The organism is Chryseobacterium sp. CT-SW4 (assembly GCF_048572715.1).
Taxonomy (GTDB): domain Bacteria; phylum Bacteroidota; class Bacteroidia; order Flavobacteriales; family Weeksellaceae; genus Chryseobacterium.
Map to the genome: position 1 here is coordinate 1,622,066 of NZ_CP183840.1, position 23,783 is coordinate 1,645,848.

The 23,783-nt window shown below is 36.3% G+C and carries 22 protein-coding genes; 17 read left to right on the forward strand and 5 right to left on the reverse strand.

From position 1 onward, the window contains the following. Positions 1-29: 29 nt before the first annotated feature. A complete protein-coding gene (locus ABJ974_RS07250; RefSeq protein WP_419870715.1) occupies positions 30-977 on the forward strand; it encodes an electron transfer flavoprotein subunit alpha/FixB family protein in 948 nt (315 codons plus the stop codon). Positions 978-1,053: 76 nt separating this feature from the next. On the opposite strand, the gene ABJ974_RS07255 is transcribed toward ABJ974_RS07250, so the two are convergent. Beyond that, entirely contained in the window at positions 1,054-1,947 is an 894-nt protein-coding gene (locus ABJ974_RS07255) for a hypothetical protein (RefSeq protein ID WP_419870716.1), read from the reverse strand. Positions 1,948-2,289: 342 nt separating this feature from the next. On the opposite strand from ABJ974_RS07255, the gene ABJ974_RS07260 reads away from it, so the two are divergent. The 8 genes from ABJ974_RS07260 to ABJ974_RS07295 all read left to right on the forward strand — a co-directional run bounded on the left by ABJ974_RS07260 (position 2,290) and on the right by ABJ974_RS07295 (position 10,932). Then, on the forward strand, positions 2,290-2,889 hold the full coding sequence (locus tag ABJ974_RS07260) for a bifunctional nuclease family protein (protein ID WP_419870717.1): 600 nt from the start codon (positions 2,290-2,292) through the stop codon (positions 2,887-2,889). Between the two features lie 6 nt (positions 2,890-2,895). Next, entirely contained in the window at positions 2,896-4,278 is a 1,383-nt protein-coding gene (locus ABJ974_RS07265) for a nucleoside permease (protein ID WP_419870718.1), read from the forward strand. Positions 4,279-4,579: 301 nt separating this feature from the next. Then, entirely contained in the window at positions 4,580-4,969 is a 390-nt protein-coding gene (locus ABJ974_RS07270) for a hypothetical protein (RefSeq protein ID WP_419870719.1), read from the forward strand. A 16-nt stretch (positions 4,970-4,985) separates the two neighbouring features. After that, a complete protein-coding gene (locus ABJ974_RS07275) occupies positions 4,986-6,164 on the forward strand; it encodes an acetyl-CoA C-acyltransferase (RefSeq protein WP_419870720.1) in 1,179 nt (392 codons plus the stop codon). A gap of 113 nt (positions 6,165-6,277) precedes the next feature. Further along, positions 6,278-7,768: an MFS transporter gene (locus ABJ974_RS07280; protein WP_419870721.1), complete on the forward strand. Its 1,491-nt coding sequence runs from the start codon at positions 6,278-6,280 to the stop codon at positions 7,766-7,768. 64 nt (positions 7,769-7,832) lie between these two features. Continuing rightward, positions 7,833-8,759 (forward strand): mevalonate kinase family protein, encoded by a 927-nt coding sequence (locus ABJ974_RS07285; protein WP_419870722.1) that lies wholly within the window; start codon positions 7,833-7,835, stop codon positions 8,757-8,759. Between the two features lie 11 nt (positions 8,760-8,770). Further along, the gene (locus ABJ974_RS07290; RefSeq protein ID WP_419870723.1) at positions 8,771-9,700 is read left to right on the forward strand and encodes a UbiA family prenyltransferase; all 930 of its coding nucleotides are present in this window, start codon (positions 8,771-8,773) and stop codon (positions 9,698-9,700) included. 62 nt (positions 9,701-9,762) lie between these two features. Next, positions 9,763-10,932, forward strand: coding sequence for a proline dehydrogenase family protein (locus tag ABJ974_RS07295; RefSeq protein ID WP_419870724.1), 1,170 nt, complete (start codon positions 9,763-9,765; stop codon positions 10,930-10,932). 78 nt (positions 10,933-11,010) lie between these two features. Here the strand turns inward: ABJ974_RS07295 and ABJ974_RS07300 are convergent, their stop codons facing one another. Then, positions 11,011-11,538: a helix-turn-helix domain-containing protein gene (locus ABJ974_RS07300; protein WP_419870725.1), complete on the reverse strand. Its 528-nt coding sequence runs from the start codon at positions 11,536-11,538 to the stop codon at positions 11,011-11,013. Positions 11,539-12,382: 844 nt separating this feature from the next. On the opposite strand from ABJ974_RS07300, the gene ABJ974_RS07305 reads away from it, so the two are divergent. Next, on the forward strand, positions 12,383-13,489 hold the full coding sequence (locus ABJ974_RS07305) for a M14 family zinc carboxypeptidase (protein ID WP_419870726.1): 1,107 nt from the start codon (positions 12,383-12,385) through the stop codon (positions 13,487-13,489). A 54-nt stretch (positions 13,490-13,543) separates the two neighbouring features. Here ABJ974_RS07305 and ABJ974_RS07310 read toward each other — a convergent pair whose 3' ends face one another. Beyond that, entirely contained in the window at positions 13,544-14,056 is a 513-nt protein-coding gene (locus ABJ974_RS07310; RefSeq protein ID WP_419870727.1) for a DUF4920 domain-containing protein, read from the reverse strand. A 146-nt stretch (positions 14,057-14,202) separates the two neighbouring features. Between ABJ974_RS07310 and ABJ974_RS07315 the strand changes: the two genes are divergently transcribed. The 4 genes from ABJ974_RS07315 to uvrA all read left to right on the forward strand — a co-directional run bounded on the left by ABJ974_RS07315 (position 14,203) and on the right by uvrA (position 21,162). Then, positions 14,203-15,609, forward strand: a complete 1,407-nt coding sequence (locus tag ABJ974_RS07315) for an APC family permease (RefSeq protein ID WP_419870728.1) — start codon at positions 14,203-14,205, stop codon at positions 15,607-15,609. Positions 15,610-15,791: 182 nt separating this feature from the next. Further along, complete coding sequence (locus ABJ974_RS07320) at positions 15,792-16,232, forward strand: GPW/gp25 family protein (RefSeq protein ID WP_419870729.1); 441 nt, start codon at positions 15,792-15,794, stop codon at positions 16,230-16,232. Between the two features lie 23 nt (positions 16,233-16,255). Continuing rightward, positions 16,256-18,130, forward strand: coding sequence for a type VI secretion system baseplate subunit TssF (locus tag ABJ974_RS07325; protein ID WP_419870730.1), 1,875 nt, complete (start codon positions 16,256-16,258; stop codon positions 18,128-18,130). 197 nt (positions 18,131-18,327) lie between these two features. Then, positions 18,328-21,162, forward strand: a complete 2,835-nt coding sequence (gene uvrA / locus ABJ974_RS07330; RefSeq protein ID WP_419870731.1) for an excinuclease ABC subunit UvrA — start codon at positions 18,328-18,330, stop codon at positions 21,160-21,162. Positions 21,163-21,202: 40 nt separating this feature from the next. Here uvrA and ABJ974_RS07335 read toward each other — a convergent pair whose 3' ends face one another. Then, positions 21,203-21,598: a DUF7079 family protein gene (locus ABJ974_RS07335; protein ID WP_419870732.1), complete on the reverse strand. Its 396-nt coding sequence runs from the start codon at positions 21,596-21,598 to the stop codon at positions 21,203-21,205. Between the two features lie 270 nt (positions 21,599-21,868). Here ABJ974_RS07335 and ABJ974_RS07340 point away from each other — a divergent pair, with 270 nt between their 5' ends. Next, positions 21,869-22,087, forward strand: a complete 219-nt coding sequence (locus tag ABJ974_RS07340) for a hypothetical protein (protein WP_419870733.1) — start codon at positions 21,869-21,871, stop codon at positions 22,085-22,087. A gap of 307 nt (positions 22,088-22,394) precedes the next feature. After that, entirely contained in the window at positions 22,395-22,529 is a 135-nt protein-coding gene (locus ABJ974_RS07345; protein WP_419870734.1) for a bacteriocin-like protein, read from the forward strand. A 29-nt stretch (positions 22,530-22,558) separates the two neighbouring features. On the opposite strand, the gene ABJ974_RS07350 is transcribed toward ABJ974_RS07345, so the two are convergent. After that, positions 22,559-23,125 (reverse strand): hypothetical protein, encoded by a 567-nt coding sequence (locus ABJ974_RS07350; RefSeq protein ID WP_419870735.1) that lies wholly within the window; start codon positions 23,123-23,125, stop codon positions 22,559-22,561. 137 nt (positions 23,126-23,262) lie between these two features. Between ABJ974_RS07350 and ABJ974_RS07355 the strand changes: the two genes are divergently transcribed. Then, positions 23,263-23,781 (forward strand): DUF421 domain-containing protein, encoded by a 519-nt coding sequence (locus ABJ974_RS07355; protein WP_419870736.1) that lies wholly within the window; start codon positions 23,263-23,265, stop codon positions 23,779-23,781. Positions 23,782-23,783 lie beyond the last annotated feature (2 nt).

Here is a 23,783-nt window from a genome sequence, read left to right on the forward strand (position 1 = left end):
CGAAAGTTTAAATTTAAAATTGACTAAAAATGGCAGTATTCGTATACGCAGAAAATATAAATGGAGTTTATAAAAAAGCAGCCTTTGAAGCAGTTTCTTATGCTAAAGCTATCGCAGATCAGGCGGGAGACACTGTAACTGCAATCTCTGTAAACCCTACGGATTCTTCAGATTTATTATATAAATACGGAGCATCCAATGTAATTAATGTAAAAGATGAAGGGCTTAAAAACTTTTCAGCAAAAGCATATGCACAGGCTATCAATGAAATTGCAGACGGAAATATTATTGTATTTCCTCATACTACTGATGCTTCTTCAATTGCTCCTATGCTGGCTGTAATAAAGAATTATTCTTTAATCACCAATGCATTGGCAGCTCCTGAAAGCCTTTCTCCTTTCCAGGTGAAAAGAAGGGCGTTTTCCGGAAAAGGATTTATGCATGCTAAAGCAGAAGGAAATAATGTAATTGTAACAGTTTCCCAAAATGCTTATGGAGTAAAAGAAAATGCAGTATCAGGATCAGAAGAAGTGAAAAACTTGTCAGTTGCCAATGAAGATACTAAAGTGATTTCTCATGAACAGAGTTCAGGAAAATTAGACCTTAAAGAAGCTGAGATCGTAGTATCTGCGGGAAGAGGGTTAAAAGGACCTGAAAACTGGGGAATGATAGAAGACCTGGCTAATGTTCTGGGAGCTGCTACAGCCTGCTCAAAACCGGTTTCCGATATCGGTTGGAGACCTCACACAGAACACGTAGGACAAACAGGAAAAGCCATTGCACCTAATCTTTACATTGCAGTAGGAATTTCAGGAGCTATCCAGCATTTGGCAGGGGTAAACTCATCCAAAACAATTGTAGTGATAAACAATGATGCGGAGGCACCTTTCTTCAAATCTGCCGATTATGGAGTAGTAGGAGATGCTTTTGAGATCGTTCCTGCATTAACGGAGAAAATTAAAGCTTTAAAATCTTAACTCAGGATTTTATAACCCAATAAAAAATAGAGTTCAGGAAGTTCCCGAACTCTATTTTAGTATCTAAAAAACAATATTAATCCAGTTTTTCCACAAATAATGTAACAGAAGAAGCTGCTGCCGGAACGCTTCCTGAAGCGGCAATATTTCCGTTCGCATTCGCTGTTACCCTGTATACTTCTTTTGTATTGTGAAGGATGAGTATAGCATATCCGATATCCCTGTTGCTGGGGTTAATATCACGGGTAGCATTCCCTACTTCACCATTTAAATTGTACCAGGTATTGGCATTGGATGCCTGGCGTCCCCATTCTTCTAAGGAAGAACCCCCGCTTCCTGCTTTATGATATAAAATAGTCACATGGCTGGGTATAGAAAGATTATATTCTATATTGGACGCACTTGAGGAGGTCCCGTTGTATCTGAAGCTTATGTTTCCTATTGCAGTAACGGAATTGGCAGGCGTATTACTATCTATCGGGCTCACTGTTTTTCTTACATAGGTGAGTGTTTTTGTGTCTTTGGGAAGGGAAGCTCCGTAAAAAGAAAGTTCCCATAATGCACCGGATGTACTCGTTGATTCATTTTTTATGACTTCTACATATCCCCCTGCCGGAATTGTATAGGTTGAGGTGGAAGCATTTGCAGTTACCCTGATAAGCTGTGTACCTCCGAATCCTGTTAAAGTTGCATTTTCAGAGGAATTATTTCTGATACGGTAAATTCTTCCTGAAAATGGATTGGCAGTAGAAGTGCCGTCCGGTAATGAAATACTAACAGCCGAAGCTCCGGTAATGGTTATATATTGGTCTAAAGCTGTTAGAGCTGTACTATTGGTTATATTTTTGTATGCTCCTTCGTATGAGCCTTCCACTACTAACGTACTGTGGGGATTAGGTGTATTTATCCCTACTTGAGCTTTTAAGTTAAAAGCTACTAAAGTGAGCCCCATCAAAATAATTTTTTTCATTATATCTTTGCTTAGTATTTAGGGCTGCGAAATTATGAATGAAAAAAATAAAATTTAGGAATTATCCTGATCTTATTTAAACTTAAAAAATCATATAATAATGGATAGGTTTGAAATATTTTTCTGATATTTTAATGTCTACTAGATTTTAATCAAATATAAATGTTGGTTTTTTATTGTTTTATATAAGTTTTATTGGAAATATTTAATTGTATTCTTCCTAATTATGAAAGATATTTTTATTAAAACAATAATCATTAATAAAAATGTTGTTTTGGCTGAGAAAAGGTTTTTTATAAAAAAAGTAAAACCAAAATCAGAAATTACTTTATCTTTGTAACTATGGATTATAAACAGCTAATTATTCGCGGAATATCGTATAGCCAGACCCAGTCGGGGGCTTATGCTTTGTTATTGGAACATGAAGAAACACACATAAAATTACCTGTTGTTATAGGAAACTTCGAAGCTCAGTCCATTTCTTTAGGACTGGAAAAAGACATCCATCCTCCGCGCCCTCTTACTCATGATCTATTTACAAAATTTATAATATCCGCTCATTACGAATTGGTATCTGTGATCATTTACCAGATTGTCGATGGCGTATTTTTCTCCAATATTAACTTTAAGAATAAAACCACGGAAGAAGAATTGATATTGGATGCAAGAACCTCTGATGCAGTCGCAATGGCTGTAAGGTTTGATGCTCCTATTTTTACTACCCAGCAGGTTTTAAGCGAAGCCGGAATTCTCCTTGAGCTGGAAGAAACGCCAAAAGAAGAACAGTCTTTCTCGGAAACAGTAAGAACAGAAGATACACTCAAATCACTTTCTATGGAAGAACTTCAAAGATTGCTCGATGAAGCCGTAAAAGAAGAAGATTATGATACGGCTCTTGAGATCCAGGAAGAAATCAAGAGGAGGAAGAAGACAATAGATTAGTAGATTATGAATTTAAAATTACGCCTTACTGTATTAAGCTTTTTCCAGTTTTTCGTATGGGGAGCATGGCTGATCACAATGGCCAATTTCTGGTTTGGTACAAAACACTGGGATGGTACCCAGTTTGGAGCGGTATTCGGAACAATGGGAATAGCCTCTATCTTTATGCCTACGCTTACAGGAATTATTGCTGACCGATGGGTAAATGCAGAAAAAATTTATTCCGTCTTACATATTTTGTATGGAATTACACTATTTGTTCTTCCTCATACTACGGAACCCAATTCCTTTTTTTCCGTAATGCTTATAGCGATGTGTTTTTATATGCCGACCATTGCACTCGCCAACTCTATTTCTTATACAGTTCTTAAGAACAGTGAGCTGGATGTGGTTAAAGTTTTTCCTCCCATTAGGGTTTGGGGAACGGTTGGTTTTATTGTCGCTATGTGGATTACCAATCTTACAGGAAATAAAGCAACTGAGGGACAGTTCTATATCGGAGGGGCAGGAGCTATTTTTCTGGGAATTTATGCTTTAACGCTACCTAAATGTCCGCCTCAGAAATTAATAGATAAAAATGCACCTTTATTAGAACAGCTGGGACTTAACGCTTTCAAGCTTTTTGCCAATTATAAAATGGCCTTGTTCTTTTTATTTTCCATGCTGTTGGGTGCTGCGTTACAATTAACCAATGCCTATGGAGATGTTTTCTTAAGTGAATTTGCCCATTTTCCTAAATATGCAGATTCTTTTGTAGTGCAGAGGTCCACTATCATAATGTCTATCTCACAGGTATCAGAGACCTTATTTATCCTTGCCATTCCTTTTTTCCTTAAGAAGTTCGGAATTAAAAAGGTAATGCTTATCTCTATGTTGGCCTGGGTACTGAGGTTTGGATTCTTTGCCTATGGTATTCCGGAAGGATATGGCTTAATGCTGATTATTCTTTCCTGTATAGTATACGGAATGGCATTTGACTTCTTTAATATTTCAGGTTCACTCTTTGTAGAGACTACAACCGACAGGAAGATACGCTCTTCCGCCCAGGGTCTATTCATGATGATGACGAATGGTTTCGGGGCTGTTTTCGGAAGCTATATTGCGGGCTGGGCAATAGATAAGTTCTTTACCCATAAATTTACAACGGCTGCCGATTTATCCGTTTATTTGCAGACAACTCCTAATGATCCTGTTTTCCTGGATATTCTTAAAAAGAGTTTTAATGCAACAGTTAGTCCCGATGGAGTTTTATCGAAAGTGGTAATGATGAAAGACTGGCAGCAGATCTGGTTATCCTTTGCCATCTATGCATTGGTGCTGGCTATTCTCTTTGCAGTTTTATTCAAACATAAACATAATCCCGAAGAAGTACCATCTGCGAATCATTAAGACAAAACTTTTTTACAATATAAAATACACTTTAGAATAAAGTGTATTTTTTTTAATATGGCGGATTGAATCTTTTTATTCCATTTTTGTGTAGATCATTAACGCAAAAATGATCATTAGAATACCTTATTAATTTAAAATTATGTTTTTAAATTAATATTTAATTTGCTTTTTTATTATTAAATATTTAAAATTTAAAAAGTTTTTCCTTCTAATTCCAACTGTACTTACGAATAATTTGTTTTTTAAAAGAGAAAGTTTTTAAAACTGTTTTTTTTCGTATTTTGGCACTTTAAGAAATATGAAAAATATTCAGTTACTGGGATTATTATTAGTGGTTGTAGGAAGTTTTCTTCCGTTGGTTCATATACCGGTTATCGGTAACTGGAACTATTGGAAAGTAGATAATTACCTTGCCATCATCTGCTGGATCCTTTCTGTAATGGCCCTTTTTGGGATTGTTAATAGTAGTACTAAAACAGTTAGGTTTTTTGGAATTTTACTATTGGTATTATTTGGCTTTACTTTAGTGGCTATAAAACTCCAGTCAGTAGAATATTTCAATTTCGTACCTTTTAAATCATGGAGAGAGACCGTAGCGGGTATTGTAAAATTGAAATGGGGCTGGGCGGTAGAATTTGCAGGCGCTATACTCATGATCCTGGCAAGAGGAAATAATAAAAAGAATTAAAAATAAAATTATAAAAATGAAAGAAGTATTCATCGTTTCCGCTGTAAGAACACCTATGGGAAGCTTTTTAGGAAGTTTATCAACGATTCCTGCTCCAAAACTGGGAGCGGTTGCCGTGAAAGGTGCATTGGATAGAATAGGGCTTGATCCTAAAAATGTTCAGGAGATCTATATGGGAAATGTTTTACAGGCTGGAGAAGGTCAGGCCCCTGCACGTCAGGTTGCTCTTGGATCAGGTCTTTCAATAGAAACTCCGTCTACTACTGTCAACAAAGTTTGTGCTTCAGGTATGAAAGCCGTAACGATGGCAGCACAGGCTATTAAAGCCGGAGATGCTGACGTGATTGTAGCAGGAGGTATGGAGAATATGTCTATGGTTCCGCATTACTTTAATGCAAGACTGTCCACCAAATTAGGAGATGTAAAAATGCAGGACGGGATGTTGGTAGATGGTCTTACAGATGTTTACAATAAAGTTCATATGGGAGTTTGTGCCGAGAAATGTGCGGCGGATTATAGCTTTACAAGAGAAGATCAGGATAATTTTGCTGTTGAATCTTACAAAAGGTCTGCAAAAGCCTGGAGTGAAGGTAAATTTAAAGAAGAAATAGTACCTGTTGAAGTTCCGCAGAGAAAAGGAGATCCGATTATTTTTGCAGAAGATGAAGAGTATAAGGCAGTTAATTTTGACAGAATTTCAACGCTTCCTACCGTATTTAAAAAAGAAGGAGGAACGGTAACGGCTGCCAATGCATCCACATTGAATGACGGAGCTTCCGCGCTGATCCTTGTTTCAAAAGAAAAAATGGAAGAATTGGGTCTTAAGCCTTTAGCCAGAATCGTATCTTATGCAGATGCAGCTCAGGAGCCTGAAAACTTCACTACGGCACCGGCTAAAGCATTGCCAATTGCCCTTAAAAAAGCCAATCTTCAGATTTCGGATATTGACTTTTTTGAATTTAATGAAGCTTTTTCGGTAGTCGGTCTGGCCAATAATAAGATTTTAGGATTAGACGCTTCCAAAGTAAATGTGAACGGAGGTGCAGTAGCCCTGGGACACCCGCTGGGAAGTTCCGGATCAAGAATCATTGTTACATTAATCAACGTTTTAAAACAAAACAATGCAAAATATGGTGCTGCAGCGATCTGTAATGGAGGTGGCGGTGCGTCTGCTATTGTTATTGAAAATATGTAATCCTTTGCTTAATAACATATTACCATTAAGGAATAGATAATTTGCTTAAAAGTTTATCCATTTCTTAATGGTTTTTTTATTTTTGTGCTACTAATATTTATTATTTATTTGAAATGTCTGAAATTGAGAATCGAAAGCCCCGTCTTATAAAGAATAATCCAAAAATAATGAAGGCTTGGGCGGTGTACGACTGGGCTAATTCGGTGTATTCTTTAGTCATTACCTCCACTATTTTCCCCATTTATTACTCCATTCTTACGACGGCGTATGAAAAAAAGGAATATGTTCAGGAAACCCATCACTGGATTGATGTTCCGGTAAGGCATATGATAAAGATCTTTGGAAGGGAATACCAGCCGGATGCAGTGTATGGTTATTCATTGACCATTTCATTTTTTATCGTGGTATTGCTTTCTCCGTTTTTGTCATCCCTGGCAGATACTATCGGGAATAAAAAATCATTTTTACAGTTTTTCTGTTATTTGGGAGCGACTTCCTGTATGGGGCTGGCGATGTTTACCGGAATGCATAATGTATTTCTGGGCTTGCTGTTCAGCATTACGGCCAGTGTCGGTTTTTGGGGGAGCTTGGTTTTTTATAATTCATTCTTACCCGATATTGCCACACCGGACCGTCAGGATGCCCTTTCTGCAAAAGGTTATGTATACGGGTATTTAGGATCTGTGGTATTGGTCGTAATTTGTCTTCTTTTAATCCAGGTATTTGCTAAAGGAGCGGCACAGCAATTATTATTCACCAGGATAAGCTTCCTGTTGACAGGAGCCTGGTGGTTTGGATTCTCTCAATATACATTCAGGTATCTGCCTCAGTTCGGAGATGTTAAAGATAAATTACCAAAAGATCTCGTCCTTCTGAATTATAAAAATATATTTAAAAAACATGAAGAGCAGGGAGGCTTTTTTATGGTTTTAAAAGATAATATGAACTTCTATATGGATATTGCCAGAGAAAGTTTTCATGAATTGTTTAAAGTAGGGAATGAGCTTTTTAAAGACCGTAATCTTAAATTTTTCCTGTCCAGTTTCTTTTTTTACAGTGTAGGAATGCAGACTATTTTCCTGATGGCTACCCTGTTTGGAAAAAGTGAGATCAACCTGGCTCAGGACAAGCTTATCGGGACTCTTCTTGTTATCCAGATCGAAGCGATCATAGGGGCGATTATCTTTTCAAGGCTGTCCAAAAGAATCGGAAATAAAAATGTAATAACGATAGCGGTGGCATTATGGATTGTAGCCTGTCTGTGGGCCTATTTCTTAAATAAGGAAAATCCTACCGTAGAATATCAGTTCTATGGTGTGGCAGCAGTAGTAGGGCTGGTAATGGGTGGACTCCAGGCGATGTCCAGATCTACTTATTCCAAATTACTTCCGGAAAACTCTATGGAAAATACCACTTTTTTCAGCTTTTATGATGTGTTGGAAAAAATCGCTATTATCTTAGGAACCTTTATTTTTGCAACTTTAATAGAGCATTTCAATAATATGCGGTATGCAGCCCTTTCAATGACTGTCTTTTTTGCAGCAGGAATGGTATTGATCCGGTTTTTAAAAGTTAAACCCCTAAAAAATAAGGAAACACTGTAATTCGGCTCGAATTTTGCTTATATTCACGTGAATCTTTATCTTTGCAAAAAGAATTATTGTCATTATGACTAACCCTCTATTTTATGCTAAAATAATTCTATTCGGAGAATACGGAATGATTGAAGATTCCCAGGGCTTGGTAGTACCATACAGCTTTTATAAGGGAACTTTAAAATTTTCAGATTTAGACTCGGAATTTGAATTGAAGTCTAACGGACATCTGCAGAAATATTCTGATTTCCTTGCAGAGCTTGACCTTTCTGAAGATTTTACATTAGATATTGAAAGATTTAAAAAAGATATATCCAGAGGTCTTTTCTTTGATTCTAATATACCGCAGGGATATGGAGTGGGAAGCTCAGGAGCTCTTGTAGCAGCTATTTTTGAGAAATATTCCCTTAAGAAATTAAATCCCGATCATATTTCCAAAGATAATCTGAAAAAGCTTAAATCCGTATTCGGAGAAATGGAAAGCTATTTCCATGGAAAAAGCTCCGGTATGGATCCTTTGATATGTTATATGAACCTGCCTATCCTTATCGAAAATAAAGAGAATTTAGATAAAGTTTCCATTCCTAAAGGTGAAGAAGGTAAAGGGGCTATATTCCTTATAGATTCAGGAATCACGGGGGAAACAGGACCTATGATTCAGATTTTCTTTGAGAAAATGAAGACTGAAGGGTTCAGGAATACACTAAAAGAAGAGTTTATTCGTTATAATAATGCATGTATTGATGCATTCCTTAAAAAAGATATGAATCCGTTTTTTAGAAATTTAAAGAAGCTTTCTCATTGGGCGTATGAACATTTCCGTCCGATGATCCCTGAAAGTATATTTAATATCTGGAAAAAAGGACTGGATTCCAACGCTTACTACTTAAAACTTTGTGGAAGCGGAGGTGGAGGCTATATTTTAGGCTTTACGAAAGATTACAATAAAGCTGAAAAAATGCTGGAAGGTTTCCATAAAGAAGTTATTTATAGATTTTAAACAAGTTGGGGATGAGTTCTGAAAAAGAAAGTTTCCGACATACAAAGAATACGTCCAAATCCCTATTTTATAGGATATCACAATTAGTGGGCTTTCTCTTGGGAGCCCGTTTTTTTGTAGCTTTACTTCTCACTTTTGCCCTTTATGTGTCCACCTTCTTTCTCTTTAATCAGGAGGAGAGCTTTAAAAGATTTGTGTTTGATTTTAAAGTTCATGGAATTATTTTTTGTACGGTATTAAGCATACTGGCCGGGGGAACGATCAATCAATTCTACGACCAGGAAAAAGACCATATTGCAAAACCTTTCAGAACACGTCTTCAGAATTTTACCGAGCAGAAGTATTTTCTCTATGCCTATCTCTTATTGAGTATTGTTTCCCTGGGAGTGGCTTTGCTTATTTCTTACAGGGTCTTTATTTTTTTTATTATCTACCAGTTTTTTATGTGGCTTTACAGTCATAAACTAAGCAGGATCCTATTTATTAATAATCTTACTTTTGTAAGCCTTACTTTATACCCATTTTTTGGCATGATGGTTTATTATGAAACGTTTTCGATAAAGCTTTTTCTAATGGCTGTTTTTCTATTTCTGCTTCTTCTGTGTATTGATATTGTAAAAGATACCCTTACAAAAAGTGTGGATAAAGCTTTCGGATATACTACTATCCCTAATTATTTCAGCACTCAGCAGGCTAAATCCATCCTTATTTCACTTATTATCATAACCATGCTTGTTTCCATGAAGCTGATCTTAAAAACGGGAATTTCAGGGTTTGTAGGCTATTATTTTTCTGCCGGACTATTTGTATTGATCCTGTGTGTTTATCTGCTTTTGGATTATTCCAGAAAAAGTAAATTTTTTACCCTCAATATTTTGCGGCTTTGGATATTTGTAGGGATCATTGCCATGCTAATTAACGGCATTGAATACAAATTGTAGAAAATATTTTTTCAAAAGACTGAGGTTATTATTACATTTGTATAACTAAACTTATAAAACGAATGCCCATTTTCAACGATACCAAAATAGCATTTGCAGACAAGTCTGATGCTCAATTGAAGAAAGCGTACTGGATGTTTAAAATGATCGAACAACCGGCTTTAACCAATATTGGAACTTCTATCCTTAATTTTACCATTCATAATAATTTTCCATTTGTTCCCGGAATTGTAAAGAACACTTTGTTTGAGCAGTTTTGCGGCGGAGAGACGAGAGAAGAAAGTATGAAGGTGGTGAAACAGCTTTTCAAAAGAGGAGTCGGAAGTATTTTCGATTACTCCATAGAAGGAAAGGAAGAAGAAGAAACCTTTGATGCAGTCTGTAATGAGATTAAAGATATCATAAGATTTTCCGTAGGAAATCCTGCCATTCCTTTCGTGGTGTTTAAGCCTACGGCTTTCGGTAGAATTGATATCTATGAAGCCGTTGGAAAGAATGTGGAACTTACTACAAGCCAGAAAGAAGAATGGGAAAGAGTGGTAAGAAGATTTGATGAAATATGCAGGCTGTGCCATGAAAATGATAAGAAGCTGATGATTGATGCGGAAGAGACATGGATGCAGGATGCTGCAGACCATCTTTGTGAAGAGATGATGGAAAAATATAATCAGGAAAAGCCAATTGTCTGGAATACCATTCAGATGTACAGAACCGGCAGGATCGAATATATGGAACAGAATCTGCAAAGAGCCAAAGAGAAAAATTATTTTATAGGGTACAAAATAGTAAGAGGGGCTTATATGGAAAAAGAAAGGGAGAGAGCTCAGGAAAAAGGTTACCCTGATCCTATTCAGCCTACCAAAGAAGCTACGGATAACAATTACAATGCGGCCATTGATTTCATTATGAATAATTTGGACAGGGTTTCAGGATTTTTCGGGACCCATAATGAGATCTCTTCGGAGCTTGTCATGGATAAAATGAAGCAAAATTCCCTTGAACACGATAATAAACATGTTTATTTCGGACAGCTTTACGGAATGAGTGATAATATCACCTTCTATTTATCCGATAAAGGTTATAATGTGGCCAAATACCTGCCTTACGGACCTGTAAAGGATGTTGTACCTTATTTAACGAGAAGAGCCCAGGAAAATACTTCTGTGGCTGGACAGACCGGAAGGGAATTAGGACTCATTAGTAAAGAACTCCAGAGAAGAAAACAAAATTAAAAATAAATCAGCTCCGCATCAGGCGGAGTTTTTTTATGGGAAAAAATGAGTCTGCTTTGAAAATAATTTAATCCTTATTTACGGCTCAAAACTTTCAAATTTTCCGTTTTCAAAAAACAATACGATCCTCTTTATCTTATTACTCTGATTTTCAATTATTTGACTTACTTTATCTTCTTCCTTTACTTCTAATCCCTGAGATTCCGTTATTTTTTCCTGTCCTTTACTTTGGGCGGGAATATCCGATTCTCCGGACACATATTTTTGAGTGCGGTCTTCACTTTCTGTAGTTCCGAAGTTGTCATCATCAATTAATGTAAAAAGATCCGGAAGAGGAGTCGGTTTTACTTTTTCTTCATGGCTGTCTTCGGAGGTAGCTTCCGGCTCATCGGACTTCAGCATTTCCCCATCCCCGTTAATAAGCCAATCCCACATGATCTCAGGAAATCTGGATTTTATTTTAATAATGAATTCCAGAGAGGGTTTATTCCTTCCTGATGTGATATGGGAAATAGAAGATCGCTGCACATCTATTTCATCTGCAAATTCAGAAGAGGTCAGTTTGGAATACTCTATAACTTTTGAAATTCTTTCGTTTAAGCTCATAAATATGATTTTAAATGAGATTACAAATGTAAAAATAAAGTTTACAAATGCAAAATACAAAAGTAAACAAATGGAAACTGTTTCAGTATACAAAAGTAAATTGATGTAATATATTGATAAACATCTAATTATAATCAAATTGTTAATAAAATTGGATGTACGCTATTATATACTTTCAGTAGACCCTCTATTTTCTGAAGTAGTTAAAGTAAAAGATGAGATAGATTCTCTAGTTAAAATCGATTGCTTCAAACTAACCTTAAATTTCTTCTATATTGATTCTTTTACCCTTCTAATGGGCTATACAGACGATATGGAGTGGGAGAGAAGTTAAATACCTGGTTTTGTACTGTAAACGCTTAATTAAGCGAGATAGGATATCCTATTATCAGGTTTAAATGTCTATTAATACGCAAAAAATAGACTTTCTTGCTAAGCAATAATTCTTTTAAAACTACATGATCATCATTAAAAGTTACCATCGATTAATAAGGTAAAAATGAAGTCTCTTTTATAGGGAAAACTAACAAATTTCAAATAGTTTACAATTGTATATTGTATCAATTTCAACCACTTTTCCACAAAAATATTGTTTAATGAAATTACACTCATTTCATCTCTAACAGGCTTATTAACACTTAAAGTAATATTCAAAATTAAGTTTAGATAAAAATTGTAATTATCTCATTTATAAATATATAATATATTTCAATTTAAAATAATGCAATCCACAATTTTATCAACAGACATTCTGACATTTTACAATGTTTAATAATGTTACAAATGTTAATTATGCTAATTGCTTTAAATTGGTTAATTTTGACTCATGTAAATTATTATTCAAATGAATTTTGAACAGATCTATCAGAAAAATCAGGATTTTCCTAATCGCTATATTTCCCCTGAAAAATTATTTTCTTACCTACAGAGCAATCTCACGGATTATATTTCCGAAATAGGAAGATCATATCTTAATAAACCGATTTATCAGCTAAGCATAGGAAGCGGAGAGATACATGTACTGGCCTGGTCGCAGATGCACGGGAATGAATCCAATGCTACCCATGCTATATTGGATTTGCTGGAAAGCTTAGATCATGCTCCTGAATTGAAAGATGAAATTTTCGGTCAAATTAGATTAGACTTCGTATTTATGCTTAATCCTGACGGCTCTGAAAGATGGACAAGGCTTAATGCTTCCGATATTGATCTGAACCGGGATTTTCATAATGAAGACAGTGGAGAAATTAAAATCCTGAAAAATATCGTAGCCTCTAAAAAATACGATTACGGACTTAATCTTCATGAGCAGAGAACCATATTTACAACGGACGGAGTTCATCCGGCTACCCTTTCGTTTTTAGCCCCTTCAGAAGATGCAGAACGTACCGTAACAGATAACAGAAAGAAATGTATGGCGGTTATAGCCAATGTATATAATCATTTAAAAGGTATGATTCCTGATCAGATAGGAAGATATTCGGATGAATTTTATCCTAATTCTACAGGAGACAATTTTATGAAAGCTGGAATGCCAACCATACTCTTTGAAGGCGGACATTTTGAAAATGATTATGTAAGGACAGGAACCAGAAGATATTATACCATTGCCCTTTATTATGCTTTAAAAGCAATGATTGAGCTCAGGGGAAGTAACAAAGGCTGGGAAACCTATCTCGAAATTCCGGAAAATCAGGAAACCCACTATGATATCATTTACAGAAATGTTGAGCTGAATACGGAGCATCCCTGCGTTTTAGATGTGGCGGTTCAGTATAAAGAAATAAAAGAAGAAGGAAAAGAGGAAATCTCTTTTGTTCCTTTTGTTATGGTAGTAGGAGATGTGAAGGAGCGGAAAGGATGGAAAGAAATTGATTGTACGGGCAAAAAATTTATTTCGGCAAGTAAATATCCTAAGCTGGATGCAGAAGTGGATTTTACTATTCAATAAAAAAGAAAAGCGAAACATAAGTTTCGCTTTTTTATATCATTAAGTTTTAAGGGATTAATTGACAACCTTAATACCATTGGCTACAAATCTGATTTCTTCTTTGGGCTGCGTGATAGCATCAATTTCAGACTGAGGTTTCTTAGCATCTTCCGCATAATGTTTCTGCTCATCCACGGAAGTTACTTTTCTTTCGGCGTTACCTTCCAGTACTACGTTTTTACCTTTTAAAGCTGTTGGAACAAAAAAAGCATAATCTTTCATTTTTACAAAAAACTGAGAATTATCTTCTGTCTGAATGGTAAGCCAGCATCCTTTTTTCTCACAAACATCGATTACTTTTCCTTTAACGGCTACATTCTCAACTTTTTTATCTTTTTTCAGTTTTTTACTTAGTTTATCCGCTGTTATGGCCTTGGTTTCCGAAGTATTGTTAACTCCTGCACCGTAAACATCACCTACAAGCGCATTTCCCGGAGGGGGAGAATATTTCTTTTGTGAAGTCTCCTGAGCAAAGGCTAATGTGGACATACTTACAGCCACTGAAAAAAATATCGCTTTGAATTTCATTGTATAATAATTTTATCAAAAATAATAATAAAAAATGAATTAAGAATAATTAAAAAATTCATAAAAAACATATTGATTTTTTAAAATAGGTGTAGAATATTGGACTCAATCAGGATTTTTTTATATTTGATTCCGAATATTTACTTATGCATAAAAAATTAAAACTATGGGATGCCATTATGTTGGTAATGGGTTCTATGATTGGAAGCGGTATTTTCATTGTAAGCGCTGATATGATGAGAAATCTGGGTTCCGGATACTGGGTGGTCATTGTCTGGCTTATTACCGGAATCATGACGGTTGCTGCGGCCATAAGCTATGGTGAACTGTCAGCCCTGTTTCCTAAGGCGGGAGGACAGTACACTTATCTTACCGAGATTTTCGGAAAGAAAATGGGTTTTTTATATGGATGGGGATTGTTTACCGTTATTCAGACAGGAACCATCGCTGCAGTGGCAATGGCCTTCGGTAAGTTTACAGCCTATCTTATTCCCTCCCTTAATAATGCTGCACCGTTGTTTCAAAGCGGAGAATTTCAGATCACCTGGATACAGATGCTGGCAATAGCCGTTATCATTCTTTTAACGTATATCAACACACGGGGGGTAGAAAGCGGAAAGCTATTGCAGAATATTTTTACAGGATCGAAAATTATTGCGCTATTAGGGTTAATTGCAGTGGGGTTTATATTGGTGGATGTTTCTCAGATGGCTCATAATTTCAGTTTTGGTTTTGAAGCTTTTAATAATATGAAGAAGGATTTTAATGGTAATTTCCTTAAAGAGGGCTGGGAGCCTATCGGCGGAATGACCTTAATGGGAGGAATTGCTGCTGCGATGGTAGGTTCTGTATTCAGTTCCGTGGCGTGGGAGAGTGTAACGTTTGTTTCCGGTGAAGTGGAAAACCCTAAAAAGAATGTCGTAAAATCTATGATTTATGGAACTTCTGCCGTAATGATCTTATATATAGCCGTGAATTTTGTTTATTTAAACGCATTGGATCGTGATTCCATAGCCTTTGCAGCTAATGACCGGGTAGCTGTTGCCGCTTCTCAGAATATCTTTGGGAGCGCCGGGACTATCATTATTGCATTACTGGTGATGATTTCCACATTCGGATGTAACAACGGATTGATCCTGGCGGGAGCAAGGGTATTCCAGACTATGGCAAAAGACGGTCTGTTCTTTAAGCAGGCCATAGAAAATAATCAAAATGAAGTTCCCGGAAATGCTTTATGGATGCAGGGAATCTGGGCTTCTCTATTATGTCTGAGTGGGCAGTACGGTAATCTTTTGGATATGATTTCCTTTGTGATTGTCCTGTTTTACATGATTACGGTTTTTGGAGTAATTTATCTCAGATACAAAAATCCTGATCTTGAAAGACCTTATAAAGCCTGGTTATATCCGGTGACACCCGTTATCTATTTAATTATCGGGGCAGGTTTCTGTATTCTCCTTCTGATCTATAAACAGCAATATACATGGCCTGGCTTTTTAATGGTTTTACTGGGTTTACCGGTATATTATTTTATCAATCGTAAAAAAGAATAGCTAAATAATAATGGTTTTGGTTACATAAAATATTATTTAACATAATATAAAAGAAAAAATATAGTTTGGAAAGGTTTTTCAGACTATATTTTTTTATTTTTATCCCTATTCTGTTTTCTAAAAAATGTTTATATTGGCCCTTTATTTAAGCCATTTAATGATGATGTAAAATTGATAACCACATGGACACACCAAATTACAGAATGCCTTTTGTTCCATCAACATTAATGACCGAAGGGGGGAGTATTGAAACCTGCGATATGGGGGAAAGTATAGCCCACAACATTATGTTGCTGATTACCACTAAAAAAGGCGAAAACAGATATGACGAAAATTACGGAAACGAGGTATGGAACCTGGAATTTGATAATGGAGTTACAAGTGCTGTTTGGGAAAATATTTTTATTAAAAGTCTTAAAAGACAGATACAGGAATATGAACCCCGCATTGTTCAGCCACAGATTGACGCACATGTGGAATTCGTTGAACACAGCTATGATACTAAAGAGCATACGGAAGTCAAAAAGAAAGTAAAAATTGCGGTAAATGCTAAAATGGAGTCGACAGGCGAACGTTTCAGCTTTTCTACCGAACTTTTTTTGAGTCCTATGTCTATTGATTAATTGATTGTAACCTATTAGAAATTATGAATCTAGATCAGAATATCTATTCCAAGGAATCGGTAAAAGCAAGAATGCTTCAAAATGCTACAAAAGTTTGGGGATTAAAAAGTCCTCAGTCTCTGGATCCTTTTGTAAAACTGCTGATAGATGCATTCAGCACCGAAATATTTAAAGCAAATAATGAAATTCAGACGGTGAATGCCCGCATACTCGAAAAGCTGGCAAAACTGCTTACTCCGTCTATTTATACCCATCCAATTCCCGCTCACGCCATTGCCTTTACACAGCCCTATGAATCCTCTGAAGTTTTATTGGAACATACTGAATTCTTTTTTAGAAAACAGCTGACCTCCACTATAAAATCTGAGTCCGATAAACAGTTAAATATACCCTTTACTCCCGTAGGAAATGTAAAGATCAATAAACTCCAGACATCCATAATGTTTGTAGGAAATACCTGTTACAGCATTGACGACAGGCTCAATAAAATTCCGATGGCAAGATTTCAGGGGCAGCCTTCCGATTACAGAAAGATTACTATTGGAGTGGATGTGACAAAATTCAGGAATGAAAATTTCCCGAAATATTTAAGTATCTACTGTTCCAATCCGGCCTTTGAGCATCTGGATTATGTATATAAACTTCTGCCTTATATCACGGTGACAAGCAATGGCAATCCTTTATTTGTAAAAGAGGGTTTATCCTATGTTAAAAATATTCAGCATGATGGTTATGAGCAGATATTCTATGAACAGTCTATCAAAACAAAAACCATTGAAGATATCAAGAGTATTTATAATCACAGGTTTATTGAAATTACCGGACTATCTAATACACTCATTACCGAAGCCGGAAAACTTCCTGAAAACCTGGATTTCCTGGAAGGAAGAGAAGAAATAGAAAAATACCTGAACGGAAAGCAGTATCTGTGGCTTACTATGGAGTTTCCACCACAGTTTACCGCGGAAATTCTGGATAACTTCTCATTTGTATTAAATGCATTTCCTATCTATAACAGAGGCTGGAAAAAAACGGAATACAGCCTGGATATCATGGGAAACAATATCCCTTTGATAACGGATGAAGGAGAACATTTCTTATATGTAGATGAAGTGCAGGATGGTGAAGGAAGGAAATATACAGAGATTCCTTTTACTTCCGGAGATGATCTTAAAAAAGGTCTGTACACGGTAAGAAAAGGTGGGATGGAACGCTTTACCAATAGAAATGCCGTAGATATGATCGCGCATGTCCTGGAGCTGACCCGTGATGAAATAGCCGCATTTTCCTTATTAAACAGAGATAATGTTAAAGGAATACTGGGTGAAATGTCCGATAAGATGAAGTCCATGGTACAGAAGGTAAACAATGCCAAAAGAAATATCAAACAGGAGCTTAACTATGTAATTATGGAGCCGGTGGAAAAAACTGATCACACCTACGCTTCATTTTGGGTAACTCATTCTACCCTGGCAAATCATATGCGTCCGGGAACCGAACTTTCCAATCAGCTCAAATCACAATCGCTGGTACTTCTTACCGAGACAATAGGAGGAGCGGAAGAACAAAAAGGAACAGACAGCATTCAGGCTTATAAATATGCCCTTACCACCCGGGATAAAATCATTTCTCTTGAAGATGTAAAGAACTATTGCAGAATGGTGCTTAAAGATGAATTACGGGAAGTACGGGTAAAAAGAGGTACTATGATCAGCACCAAGCCGCGAGAAGGATTTATACGCACGGTAGAAGTGGAAGTGGTTCCGCAAAATTATGCTTTCTATGGCAGGGTATATTGGGAAAATATGGCCAATGTACTTCGAAATCAGATCATCTCCAAAGCTATTGACGGTATCGAATATCACGTAAAGGTCAGTAATGAAGATGTAGATATTTAAGATAAAACATACAATAAGCAACAGAATAATTTATTCATAAAAAAGAGGGAACGGTTCTACTGAAAACCGTTCCTTTTTCCTGACTATCAATTTTCTTACAATGAATAATTTATACTTCCAAAAATCATATTTACATTCTTTATTCAATTCAAATATTCGTAAATTTGTAGGTCCTTTGTTGGAGACATGAGACTATTATGAAAAATGATTCTAAAGAATACATAGAAGTTTACGGTGCACGTGAACATAATCTTAAAAATATCAATGTAAAAATTCCCCGCAATGAGCTGGTAGTCATTACCGGGCTCTCAGGCAGCGGGAAATCTTCATTGGCCTTTGATACGATTTTCGCAGAAGGCCAGCGTCGGTATATTGAAACATTTTCAGCCTATGCCCGTCAGTTTTTAGGCGGTTTGGAGCGTCCTGATGTAGATAAGATAGAAGGACTGTCCCCGGTGATTGCCATTGAGCAGAAGACTACCAATAAAAATCCCCGTTCTACCGTAGGAACGGTTACCGAGCTATATGACTTTTTAAGACTCTTATACGCAAGGGTTTCCGATGCCTATTCCATGACTACCGGAAAAAAGCTGGTAAGCTATACCGAAGATCAGATTCTCGAAACGATTAAAGAAAACTATAAAGGAGAAAAAATCATGCTGCTTGCCCCTGTAGTACGTGCAAGGAAAGGTCACTATCATGAGCTTTTCGTGCAGATGGCTAAGAAAGGTTACGGACAGGCAAGGATTGATGGAGAACTGCAGGATATAGAATATGATTTAAAGCTTGACCGTTACAAAACCCACGATATCGATATAGTAATCGACCGTTGGATTATCGGGGAAAGTGCTTCTGAAAACCGAATGGAAAAATCGTTGAGAACAGCGATGGAAATGGGGGAAGGTATTATCGGGATCCAGAAATTAGGAAGTACCGATATCGAATATTTCTCCAAAAACCTGATGGATGCCGAAACAGGACATTCATTAGCATTGCCGGAGCCGAATACCTTTTCATTTAATTCCCCTAAAGGAAGCTGCCCGGATTGCAAAGGTCTGGGAACCATTAAAAAGATCAATACGGAATACTTCATTGAAAATCCTAAGCTGTCCATCAGTCAGGGAGGACTACTTCCGCTGGAAGATATTAAATCCAATAAATGGGTGTTATCTCAGATTAAAAATATTCTGGAAATATTTGGATTAGGACTTTCAACACCATTAAAAGATATTCCTGGAGAGGCATTAGATTACATCTATAACGGATGTCATAAAGAGTTTAACAAAGACCTTAAATATGCCGGAATCACTAAAAAGATAAAAATCAGTTTTGATGGATTGATTCCTTTTATGGAGGAAATTATCGAGGAAAGAGAGTCTTACGAAGCGGTTTTATTGGAAAGGCATTTTACCACAGAAGAAACCTGTCCGGAATGTAAAGGAACACGTTTGCAGCCGTCCAGCCTTAGCTTTAAAATAGACGGAAAAAATATTGCTGAGGTCAATGGACTGAGCCTGGCAGATCTGAAAGAGTGGTTGCAGGATGTAAAAGATAAATTTTCAGAAAAAAATAAGATCATTGCTCATGAGATTTTAAAAGAAATCGAAACCCGTCTCCAGTTTTTATTGGATGTGGGGTTGGATTATTTAAGTCTCAGCAGAAGTTCCAAAACGCTTTCCGGGGGTGAATCCCAGAGAATTCGTCTGGCTACTCAGATAGGTTCGCAGTTAGTCAATGTACTATATATTCTTGATGAACCCAGTATCGGACTTCACCAGAGAGATAACGAAAGGCTCATCAACTCACTGAAAAACCTGAGAGATATAGGAAATTCGGTATTAGTGGTAGAGCATGATAAAGATATGATCCTGGAAGCTGATGAGGTTCTTGATATAGGTCCGCGGGCAGGGAAGTTCGGAGGAGAAATCCTATGGCAGGGCAAACCAAAAGATCTATTAAAAGCAGATACCATTACGGCACAATACATCAATGGAGACAGAAAAATAGAAATTCCGAAAGAAAGAAGAAAAGGAAACGGGAAAAATATACTGCTGAAAGGAGCAACAGGAAATAACCTTAAAAATGTAACTCTCGATATTCCATTAGGAAAGCTGGTGGTGGTTACCGGAATTTCAGGAAGTGGAAAATCTTCTTTGATCAACGGAACATTATATCCGATTCTGAATAAGCATTTTTACAGAGCCGTTCAGGAGCCTTTACCTTATAAAAAAGTGGAAGGGCTGGAGAATATCGATAAGATTGTAGATGTAGATCAGACTCCTATCGGGAGAACGCCCCGTTCCAATCCGGCAACGTATACAGGAATGTTTACAGATATCCGGAACTTGTTTGCGGAATTACCGGAAAGTAAAATCCGTGGGTATAAGCCCGGAAGATTCTCTTTCAATGTAAAAGGAGGTAGATGCGAAACCTGCCAGGGAGGAGGTTTAAAAGTTATTGAAATGAATTTCCTGCCGGATGTTTATGTGCATTGTGAAACCTGTAATGGAAAAAGATTCAACAGGGAAACTCTGGAAGTCCGCTATAAAGGAAAATCCATTTCCGATGTACTGGATATGACGATAGATGAAGCTGTAGAATTTTTCCAGCCCATTCCTAAAATTTACAGCAGGGTAAAAACTTTACAGGATGTAGGATTGGGATATATTACACTCGGCCAGCAGTCTACTACACTTTCCGGAGGAGAAGCCCAGCGTATAAAGCTGGCCACGGAACTTGCCAAAAGACAAACCGGAAATACCCTTTATATTCTTGATGAACCCACTACCGGACTTCATTTTGAAGATGTAAAAATATTAATGGATGCTATCAACCAGCTGGTGGAATTAGGAAACTCTTTTATTATTATTGAACATAATATGGATGTGATCAAACTGGCTGATCATATTATTGATGTAGGACCGGAAGGAGGTAAGCATGGCGGACAGATTGTGGCCCAGGGAACTCCCGAAGAAATCGTAAAATCTAAGAAAAGTCTCACAGGAAAGTTCCTGAAAAGAGAATTAGAATAAAAAATAAGGCTGAAATTATTTTCAGCCTTATTTTTTATAATTAAATTTCTATTTGTTGTTCATTTCTTATTTTATGGTAAATATTTTCAACAGCCAGCCAGTAATCGGCACACATCCATTTATATTTCGAATAATTAAAGTCGATAAGAAGATTGTCCAGGTGGGTTCTCTTTGTAAGTTTGGAGGTGATGGTAGTAATTAACCACTCTTCCTCAAAGCCTGTCCATTCCCCGGCGTTATCCAGCAGGTTATCCTGTAATACGGGAAAAACTTCATATTTATTAATATTTTTTATTTCTTCAAGAGAAAAAGAACTTTCAGAGAATACCATGGCTATGTAATTAAAATTACAATCCTGTAATTCCGTATCCAGGTAGAATTCGGAAAGGGCAATCCATACGGATTTACGCTCCTCAATGTTAATAGGTTTCATCATGGTCTTAGGTATTAGTTGTTTTCGTAATATTAGTGAAAAAAATTAACAATTGCAATGTATTTATATTAAAATTTATTAATCGGGGACAAAGTATAGACTTTTCCAATGTTAATTTTTCTAATATTTTCATTTTGTAATATATTGATAATCAATTTAATATATTTTAATGTTAACTCAATGTTAACTGGATGTAAATTTAATATTAATTATTTTTATATCTTTGGGTAGAAATACAAATAATTTTAACAGTTAATTTAAAACCAGACCGTTATGAATAATAAAATTAAAATATTGATCGCTTCGTTTTTTGTATGTGGATTATCATTTTTCAATACTCTAAAAGCCCAGACCTCCAATACCATTCAGGAAGTACAGGTTAATAAAAATGATGCCTTTAATGAAATCAGAAATCTTCTCATGGCGAATTTTGATTTTACAAACTCAGATTATAAGCAGGGGACCGTTAATTCCGAAGTACGTTTGAAGTAACGAAGAACAGGCAGATCGTTAATGTACACGCTAAGGGAGACTGTAAAAACTTAAGTAAGGAGATGGAGAATGTGTTAAGTAACCTGCATTACAGAATATATACCAAAAAACTGAATGAAAACATGCTGGCTTCTACTTACGTAATGCCCGTTAAAGTAGATATAAGCAACCGATAGTACAACTTCAATACAGGAGGAAACCATATGCTTCATGTGTATGGTTTTTTTCTGGATTTTATTCATGAAAAACCACAATAAAAAGACAGATATTACGTTTTGTATTTAATCAACCATAAAAATTAAATAATATGAAAAATTTAAAGAAATTAACCCATCACGAATTAAAAACAATTAATGGAGGTGTAAATCCCAAATATTGTGTATATTGCGAACGATTAAATAAAACGGTTTGTAGCGATATTCCTATCGCCCAGTGCCCTTAAAATTATAGCTGCTTAAACAAGCAGCTTTTTTATTTCCTGTCCGGGTTCTCCGAATGAATAGCAATGAAATCTCCTAAAACGGTTTTAATATCTTTAGAATGCTTCTCTATGCTAGGGTCATAAACGATATTATCCACTTTCCATCCCTTACTTAAACAATTAACCAGGCGTACTTTATCCGTATAAATTACCGTAGGTGAAAAATTAGTATTTTCAAACTCTACCGTTACATCAGCAATAGAACCTATAGGCTCAATACTTTTTAAAATATCAACGGACTTGATTTTGTAAGCAGTGAATCCTTCCGGTAAGCTTACGAAAACAGTTCCCTCCATTAAAGCAGGCTTTTCCTGAATATTTTTCTGTCCTACTCCTATAATTTTCTGACTTTGCTCAATCAGATGGGTAAGATCGTTAGAAAAAAGATCTGTGGAAGCAGGATGCTGGTAAAAGCCTCCGTTTCCGTAAGAATTATAAAGTTGGGTTATTTTCTCTTTAATTTCATTGTTGGTGGATGGATCTATGGAAATATTGGAACTTTGCTGACAGCTCAGCATAAGGCATAGGATGCCCAGACAAAGGAACAGATGTCTCATAACTTGTGTTTTTTTTAGTAAATTCTTTTTCAGTAGTGTTGTTACAAATTTAGTGATTTCTCCACTTTTATTTGAATGTCTATTAATGATATTTATTATTTAAATAATAAATTTTTTACATTTGAGATCTAAATTTTATGTATGTGAATCCACTTATTGATGTCGCTGTTCGTTCCCTGTGTGTGTATCTGTTTATGGTAATAGCTATCCGGTTGTTTGGGAAGAATCAGCTTTCCCAGCTTAATGCGGGTGATGTAGTCCTTTTATTGTTGATCTCCAATGCAGTACAGAATGCAATGGTAGGGCAGGATACCTCTTTGGAAGGCGGAATCATTGCAGCGCTGGTTTTGTTTATTGCCAATTTAATATTGAAAAGGCTGATTTTTTCCAGCAGGTCTTTTGGTAGTCTGGTAGAATCGGATCCTGTCATCCTGGTGAAAGACGGTGTAGTAGATCACCAGGCTTTAAATAAAGAGAAAATAACCGAAGAAGAGCTGGAGGAAGCCATAAGAGAGCACGGTATAGCAGATATGAAAAATGTAAGGCTTTCCATATTGGAAGTGGATGGCAATATAAGTGTGGTTTCTGAGGATGAAAAAAGTAAGCAGACGCATTACGCCCGTATCAAAAGAAAAATCAAAAGAAAATATCATTAAAC

Coding starts and splice junctions, on each gene's coding strand:
- ABJ974_RS07355 (WP_419870736.1), top strand. CDS start 23,263: ATGTATGTGAATCCACTTATTGATGTCGCTGTTCGTTCCCTGTGTGTG.
- ABJ974_RS07280 (WP_419870721.1), top strand. CDS start 6,278: ATGTCTGAAATTGAGAATCGAAAGCCCCGTCTTATAAAGAATAATCCA.
- ABJ974_RS07300 (WP_419870725.1), bottom strand. CDS start 11,538: ATGAGCTTAAACGAAAGAATTTCAAAAGTTATAGAGTATTCCAAACTG.
- ABJ974_RS07325 (WP_419870730.1), top strand. CDS start 16,256: ATGAATCTAGATCAGAATATCTATTCCAAGGAATCGGTAAAAGCAAGA.
- ABJ974_RS07290 (WP_419870723.1), top strand. CDS start 8,771: ATGAGTTCTGAAAAAGAAAGTTTCCGACATACAAAGAATACGTCCAAA.
- ABJ974_RS07340 (WP_419870733.1), top strand. CDS start 21,869: ATGAATAATAAAATTAAAATATTGATCGCTTCGTTTTTTGTATGTGGA.
- ABJ974_RS07270 (WP_419870719.1), top strand. CDS start 4,580: ATGAAAAATATTCAGTTACTGGGATTATTATTAGTGGTTGTAGGAAGT.
- ABJ974_RS07310 (WP_419870727.1), bottom strand. CDS start 14,056: ATGAAATTCAAAGCGATATTTTTTTCAGTGGCTGTAAGTATGTCCACA.
- ABJ974_RS07285 (WP_419870722.1), top strand. CDS start 7,833: ATGACTAACCCTCTATTTTATGCTAAAATAATTCTATTCGGAGAATAC.
- ABJ974_RS07350 (WP_419870735.1), bottom strand. CDS start 23,125: ATGAGACATCTGTTCCTTTGTCTGGGCATCCTATGCCTTATGCTGAGC.
- ABJ974_RS07260 (WP_419870717.1), top strand. CDS start 2,290: ATGGATTATAAACAGCTAATTATTCGCGGAATATCGTATAGCCAGACC.
- ABJ974_RS07345 (WP_419870734.1), top strand. CDS start 22,395: ATGAAAAATTTAAAGAAATTAACCCATCACGAATTAAAAACAATTAAT.
- ABJ974_RS07275 (WP_419870720.1), top strand. CDS start 4,986: ATGAAAGAAGTATTCATCGTTTCCGCTGTAAGAACACCTATGGGAAGC.
- ABJ974_RS07315 (WP_419870728.1), top strand. CDS start 14,203: ATGCATAAAAAATTAAAACTATGGGATGCCATTATGTTGGTAATGGGT.
- ABJ974_RS07335 (WP_419870732.1), bottom strand. CDS start 21,598: ATGATGAAACCTATTAACATTGAGGAGCGTAAATCCGTATGGATTGCC.
- uvrA (WP_419870731.1), top strand. CDS start 18,328: ATGAAAAATGATTCTAAAGAATACATAGAAGTTTACGGTGCACGTGAA.
- ABJ974_RS07295 (WP_419870724.1), top strand. CDS start 9,763: ATGCCCATTTTCAACGATACCAAAATAGCATTTGCAGACAAGTCTGAT.
- ABJ974_RS07305 (WP_419870726.1), top strand. CDS start 12,383: ATGAATTTTGAACAGATCTATCAGAAAAATCAGGATTTTCCTAATCGC.
- ABJ974_RS07320 (WP_419870729.1), top strand. CDS start 15,792: ATGGACACACCAAATTACAGAATGCCTTTTGTTCCATCAACATTAATG.
- ABJ974_RS07255 (WP_419870716.1), bottom strand. CDS start 1,947: ATGAAAAAAATTATTTTGATGGGGCTCACTTTAGTAGCTTTTAACTTA.
- ABJ974_RS07265 (WP_419870718.1), top strand. CDS start 2,896: ATGAATTTAAAATTACGCCTTACTGTATTAAGCTTTTTCCAGTTTTTC.
- ABJ974_RS07250 (WP_419870715.1), top strand. CDS start 30: ATGGCAGTATTCGTATACGCAGAAAATATAAATGGAGTTTATAAAAAA.